General features: G+C 62.2%; 7 protein-coding genes. 1 reads left to right on the top strand and 6 read right to left on the bottom strand.

The window, feature by feature from the left end; all coding sequences use genetic code 11:
• On the bottom strand, positions 1–515 hold a 515-nt coding region (locus tag AADA04_RS05890; RefSeq protein WP_340692319.1), incomplete at its 3' end, for a nicotinate-nucleotide adenylyltransferase.
• Complete coding sequence (locus AADA04_RS05885) at positions 512–1,798, bottom strand: glutamate-5-semialdehyde dehydrogenase (protein WP_340692318.1); 1,287 nt, start codon at positions 1,796–1,798, stop codon at positions 512–514. The genes AADA04_RS05890 and AADA04_RS05885, both read right to left, overlap by 4 nt.
• Positions 1,799–1,966: 168 nt before the next feature.
• Here AADA04_RS05885 and AADA04_RS05880 point away from each other — a divergent pair, with 168 nt between their 5' ends.
• On the top strand, positions 1,967–3,535 hold the full coding sequence (locus AADA04_RS05880; RefSeq protein WP_340692317.1) for a long-chain-fatty-acid--CoA ligase: 1,569 nt from the start codon (positions 1,967–1,969) through the stop codon (positions 3,533–3,535).
• 69 nt (positions 3,536–3,604) lie between these two features.
• On the opposite strand, the gene AADA04_RS05875 is transcribed toward AADA04_RS05880, so the two are convergent.
• The 4 genes from AADA04_RS05875 to AADA04_RS05860 all read right to left on the bottom strand — a co-directional run bounded on the left by AADA04_RS05875 (position 3,605) and on the right by AADA04_RS05860 (position 5,579).
• A complete protein-coding gene (locus AADA04_RS05875) occupies positions 3,605–4,162 on the bottom strand; it encodes a CarD family transcriptional regulator (protein WP_340692316.1) in 558 nt (185 codons plus the stop codon).
• A gap of 247 nt (positions 4,163–4,409) precedes the next feature.
• Positions 4,410–4,751, bottom strand: coding sequence for a ferredoxin FdxA (gene fdxA / locus AADA04_RS05870; RefSeq protein WP_340692315.1), 342 nt, complete (start codon positions 4,749–4,751; stop codon positions 4,410–4,412).
• Between the two features lie 97 nt (positions 4,752–4,848).
• Positions 4,849–5,295 carry a TerB family tellurite resistance protein gene (locus AADA04_RS05865; RefSeq protein ID WP_340692314.1) on the bottom strand — a complete coding sequence of 149 codons (447 nt, stop codon included), beginning with the start codon at positions 5,293–5,295 and terminating at the stop codon, positions 4,849–4,851.
• On the bottom strand, positions 5,292–5,579 hold the full coding sequence (locus tag AADA04_RS05860) for an RNA-binding S4 domain-containing protein (protein ID WP_340692313.1): 288 nt from the start codon (positions 5,577–5,579) through the stop codon (positions 5,292–5,294). The genes AADA04_RS05865 and AADA04_RS05860 overlap by 4 nt, the downstream gene beginning before the upstream one ends.
• Positions 5,580–5,693 lie beyond the last annotated feature (114 nt).

The following is a 5,693-nucleotide window of genomic DNA, read 5'->3' as shown; positions in this document are numbered from 1 at the left end:
GTGGTGGCAAGGGTGACCGCGGCGGCGGATGGAACCCGGCTTCTTGCAAACCGCCGCGCGAACGGCGAATTGCGCGCCCCCGGCCCACTCCCCGGCCGCGCGATGATGGCGATGGGCAGCGTATGGGCAATGCCCTGCCAGTTCTTCCAGTGATGGAACCTGGCCATGTTGTCCGCGCCCATGAGCCAGACGAAGTGTGCCTCCGGCGCGCGCGCGACAATCGCGGCCAGCGTATCGCACGTATAGGTCAGGGCAAGGCGGGCTTCGATGTCGGTGACGATCATGCGCGGATTACGCGCGACCGCGCGGGCCGAGGCGAGGCGGGTTTCAAAATCGCCATGTGCGGTCTTGAGCGGATTGCCGCGCGCGACGATCCACCAGACCCAGTCGAGCTGGAGGCGTTTCATCGCCGTTTCGGCAACGTGAAGATGACCCGAATGGGCCGGATTGAAGCTTCCGCCAAACAGGCCGATGCGCAGGCCCCGTGTCGGTCCCGGAAGCGTCAGGTGGGTCAAGGACGCGTCTGCCCCGTGCCTCTCACGACATATTTGTAGATCGTGAGTTGTTCCGCGCCGACAGGTCCGCGTGCATGGATGCGGCCGGTTGCGATGCCGATCTCGGCACCAAACCCGAACTCGCCGCCGTCGGCGAACTGGGTGGATGCATTGTGCAGCACGATGGCGCTGTCGACCCGGGCGAGGAAGCGTTCGGCCACGTCCTTGTCCTCGGTGACGATCGAATCCGTATGGCCCGAGGACCAGCGTTCGATATGTGCCAGCGCGCCGTCGAGGCCATCGACCACGGCGATTGCCAGGATGGGTGCAAGGTATTCCGTACCCCAGTCTTCCTCGGTCGCGGTTTTCATGCCCGGCACGATCACGCGGGCACGCGCATCGCCGCGCAGCTCGCAGCCAGCGTCGACAAGCGCAGACGCAATCCTTGGCAGCAGCGTGTCGGCCACAGCGGCATCAATCAGCAGCGTTTCGAGCGAACCGCAGACACCTGTGCGGCGCATCTTGGCATTGACCACGAGGTCCACGGCCTTCTGCGGATCAGCCGCGCCATCGACATACATGTGGCAGAGGCCTTCGAGGTGCCCGATCACGGGTACGCGGGCATCCTTCTGCACGCGTTCGACCAGGCTGCGGCCTCCGCGTGGCACGATGACATCAACCTGGCCGTCCAGACCGGACAACATCAGGCCAACGGCGGCGCGGTCTGTGGTGCCGACAAGCTGGATTGCATCCGCTGGCAGGTCTTCGGCCTCAAGCGCCGCGCGCATGGCATCGACGAGGGCGTGTGAGGAATGCGTGCTTTCCGAGCCGCAGCGCAGGATGGCTGCATTGCCCGAGCGCAGGCAGAGCGTTCCCGCATCTGCGGTGACGTTCGGGCGGCTTTCATAAATGATCCCGATGACACCCAGCGGCACGGCCACGCGGGCAAAGTCCAGTCCGTTCGGCTGCTGCCAGCGCGCCAGTTCCCGGCCAAGCGGATCGGGCAGGTCAGCAATGGCATCGACGCCGGAGGCAATGCCGTCGACACGCGCCGCATCGAGGGCGAGGCGATCAAGCATGGCATCGCTGAGGCCTTTTTTTCGGGCCGCATCCATGTCCTGCTTGTTGGCCGCCAGAATGGCCGGGGCGGCAGCGCGAACGGCGGCGGCAATCGCCTTCAGGCCACGCGTGCGATCTTCAGGGCCGAGGCGGCCCAGGGCGCGGGATGCGGCGCGGGCGCGAACACCCATATCCAGCATGGTTTCGGTGAGGGCGGTATCGGGCGATGGCGTTTGTACAGTCATGTGCCTTTGGTGCCGGAAACACTGGCTTGCTGCAAGCCCTGCGCGGAGCTCGCGGGCAGCTGGAAGCGGGTTGAAACGCAGTTCTTTCGCCTGAACGCATTCGCTGGCTGACTCTGGCGCGGAAAGCCCTAAGTTCAGGTCAGAAACAAAAAAATACCGGAGGACACCATGATTGACGTTCAGGCCATGCCTTTCATCGCTGATATCCCGCGCGTGCAAGCCGAGCGGCGCGCCGATGAGACTGCCTTCTGGTTTGAGGGCCAGTCGACAAGTTTCGGCGAACTGGAGACGCGGTCGAACCAGATCGCCAACGGCCTGATCAGCCTCGGCATCCAACCCGACGACCGTGTCGCCTATCTCGCCAAGAATACGGACGCCTATTACGAAATGCTGTTCGGCTGCGCCAAGGCGCGGGCCGTGATGACCGGCGTGAACACGCGCCTCGCCGCGCCGGAGATCCAGTTCATCCTGGCCGATTCCAGGGCCCGGGTCCTGTTTGTCGGCAAGGAATTCTATTCCATCATCGACCAGATTCGGGACGAGCTGCCGGACCTGATGCGCGTCATCACCATCGACGGCGATCGCGAGGACTGGGATTATTTTCCGAGCTGGCGCAATTCCAAACCTGCCACAGCGCCGGGCCTGACGCCGCTGGCCGATGACGATGTCATCCAGCTGTACACGTCCGGCACGACCGGGAAGCCCAAGGGCGTGCAGCTGACCAACGCCAATTACCATGCCTTCTTCCGGCAGGCCGCCATGCTCGACTGGTCGAGCTATGCCGCTGGCGAAGCCGTGATGAACGCGATGCCATTGTTCCATGTCGCCGGGGTGAATGTCGGTGTACTGGCCGCTGCGCAGGGGGCCAAGACTGTCGTGCTGCGCGAGATTGACCCCACCGCCATCCTGAAACTGATCCCGGAGCACGACATCGCGCACGCCTTCTGGGTGCCGGCGGTGATCATGATGCTGGTGCAGCACAAGGATGTGGGCACGACAGACTTTTCCTCGCTCAAACTTGTCTCCTATGGCGCCTCACCGATTGCCGAGAGCCTGCTGCTGGATGCAAAACGGATCATGAATGCCGGGTTCAACCAGCTCTACGGCCTGACCGAAACCCTTGGCGCGGGCACCTATTTGCCACCCCAGGCGCATGACCCGGCCTGGGGCAAGCTGCGCAGCTGCGGCGTACCGTGGCCGGGCGCCATTGTGCGCTGTCTCGACAAAGAGGGAAATCCGGTGCCCACGGGCGAGGTCGGCGAGATCGCGATCAAGGCCGGCTTCGTGATGAAGGGCTACTGGAACCGGCCCGAGGCCACCGAAGAGTCCATTCGCGGCGGCTTCTTCCGCACCGGCGATGCCGGCTATTTCGACGAGGACGGCTTTCTCTATATCCATGACCGGGTGAAAGACATGATCGTATCCGGCGGAGAGAATGTGTACCCGGCCGAGGTCGAGAATGCCGTGTTCGGGCATCCGTGCGTCGCCGATGTCGCGGTGATCGGCGTGCCGGACGAGAAATGGGGCGAGTCTGTGAAGGCCATCGTCGTTCCGAAACCCGGCCAGACTCCAACGGCTGAGGACATCATCGCCTGGGCGAAGGAACGCATTGCGGGGTACAAATGCCCGAAAACAGTCGATTTCGTCGACGTCCTGCCCCGCAATCCGTCAGGCAAGATCCTGCGCAAGGACCTGCGCGAGCCTTACTGGGCCGGGCAGACGCGCCGGGTCGGCTGAGCCTCAGGCAGAAAAAAAGCCCCGCGCCTTTCGGTGCGGGGCTTTTTCTTTTGTCTGAAGCCGTCTTCGCTATGCGGCGGCGGCAGCAGCAGCTGCGGCGGCGGTAACCACTTTTTTCTTGGCAGCCAGGCCTTTAGCCAGCTTTTCCATGGCCATTGCCTTGTCGATGCTCTCGACCGCAGCCAGTTCACGGGCCATCCGGTCGAGCGCGCTTTCATACAGCTGGCGCTCTGAATAGGACTGCTCTGGCTGGTCTTCGCCGCGGTGCAGGTCGCGCACGACTTCCGCGATGGAGATCAGGTCGCCGGAATTGATCTTGGCTTCATATTCCTGGGCGCGGCGCGACCACATGGTGCGCTTGACCCGGGCACGTCCGCCGAGTGTCTTCAATGCATCCTCAACGAGCTTGGAACCGGCCAGCGCGCGCATGCCGGAGGCTTCGGCGCGATTGGTCGGCACGCGCAGGATCATCTTGTCCTGGTCGAATGCGACGACATAAACTTCGAGTTCCATGCCAGCGACAGTCTGCTTTTCGACGCTGGTAATCTTTCCTACACCATGCGCAGGATATACAACGCTCTGACCAACTCCGAATGCGAGTGCCGCGGTATCAATTTTTTTAGCCATGAAGTATATCGCCCTTTTCTACGCATTCAGAGCCGACCAGTCTTTGCCCAGTCCGTATAACACGGCCTGAGAGGAGACTTTTCAGCTCTGATTCAATTATTGCTCAAGTCGAAACACTATCACAATCGTGCAGGTTTTACAACAGGGTACGGCATATTGGCCGGGCGCGCCCCTCCAATCAAATCAATAAGTTCATTAACCTTTGGCGCCTCTGCAATGGCTGTTGCAGACGGCATTGAGCACAGGCTCAATCACCGGTGCCGGGCGCAGGACTGAAATATTTTTCCAATTTTCCGGTTTCCTGCGCAAATTTTTCGCGATCGGCAGGGGGCTCTTTCAATCGGGTGATGTTCGGCCAGGTCTTGGCGAATTCGCTGTTCAGCTTCAGCCATTTGCCGTCCGGGTCGTCCTCAGTGTCGGGCTTGATCGCCTCAACCGGGCACTCGGGCTCGCACACACCGCAATCGATGCACTCGTCCGGGTCGATGACGAGCATGTTCTCGCCCTCATAGAAGCAGTCCACCGGGCAGACTTCGACGCAATCCATGTATTTGCAGCGGATGCACGCATCGACGACGATATAGGTCATGAAAGGGTGGGCCTCTTGAACAGGTGTACTGCTGGCGAAATGGCCTTCGCGCGGCGGTGTGTCAATGAGACAAGCTGCGCCGTGTGTTTAGGACAGGTCAGGTGGTTCCGGCGATCCGGGCTTCGGCGCGCTGGCGCGCCCCGGCGCGGGATACATCGTCGACATAGAGCAGCGAGGCGACGTGCCGGATATAGGCTTCCTCAATGGGGCTCTTCTCGCCATCCGACAGCGCAACCCGGTACAGGCCCTCGATAATCGATATGCGCTCGGCCATGCCGAGTTTCTTGACGTGGCGGGTGAACTGGTAGGAATCGACCGCCTCTTCGGCCAGCGCCTCGCCTTCGGCCAGAACGGCGTCCGCCCGGTCGGCGTCGAAACCGAAGGCTTCGAGCAGGATTTCGGCAATCATGTCGCTCTCGATATTGACGTAAACCCCGTCAATCAGCGCGGCTTCGACCATCAGCGCTGCAGCGGCCACTTGCGGGTCCATCGCCTTCAAAGCGGGTGTCTTGGGCGCAAAGAAGCCCTTTATCGAATTCATCATGGCTCAATTTCCAATTGGCGATACAGGTTCCGCGCTTCTTCTGCCGGACCGCGGCGTTCGCCGAGGTCGAGGATTTCCACGGTTCGTATATGCTCTCCCCGGCCGAAGGTGACAACATCACCGGCTGATATGGTGGTGCCGGGCTTGTTGGAACGACGGGTCTGGCCGTTGCGGGAGATGCGGGCGCCTTTGCCCTTCAGGTGATCCGTCGCGAGGGTGCGGGTGCGGAAAAAGCGCGCGCGCCAGAGCCAGATATCCAGCCTGACTGAGTCCGGCTCGTTCACTGGAAAGGCGTGTACGCAAAGGCTGGAGTGGCCTTGCCCTCTCCCCCCTTCGGCTTGCGCTTGCGCCGGGGCTTGTCCCGCGGCGGCGGGGTCGGCGGCAGGAGCGCTGCGAGG

Origin of the sequence: Hyphomonas sp., assembly GCF_037969335.1 — a bacterium.
Classification (GTDB): Bacteria; Pseudomonadota; Alphaproteobacteria; order Caulobacterales; family Hyphomonadaceae; genus Hyphomonas.
This window is presented reverse-complemented; position numbering and strand designations above follow the sequence as displayed.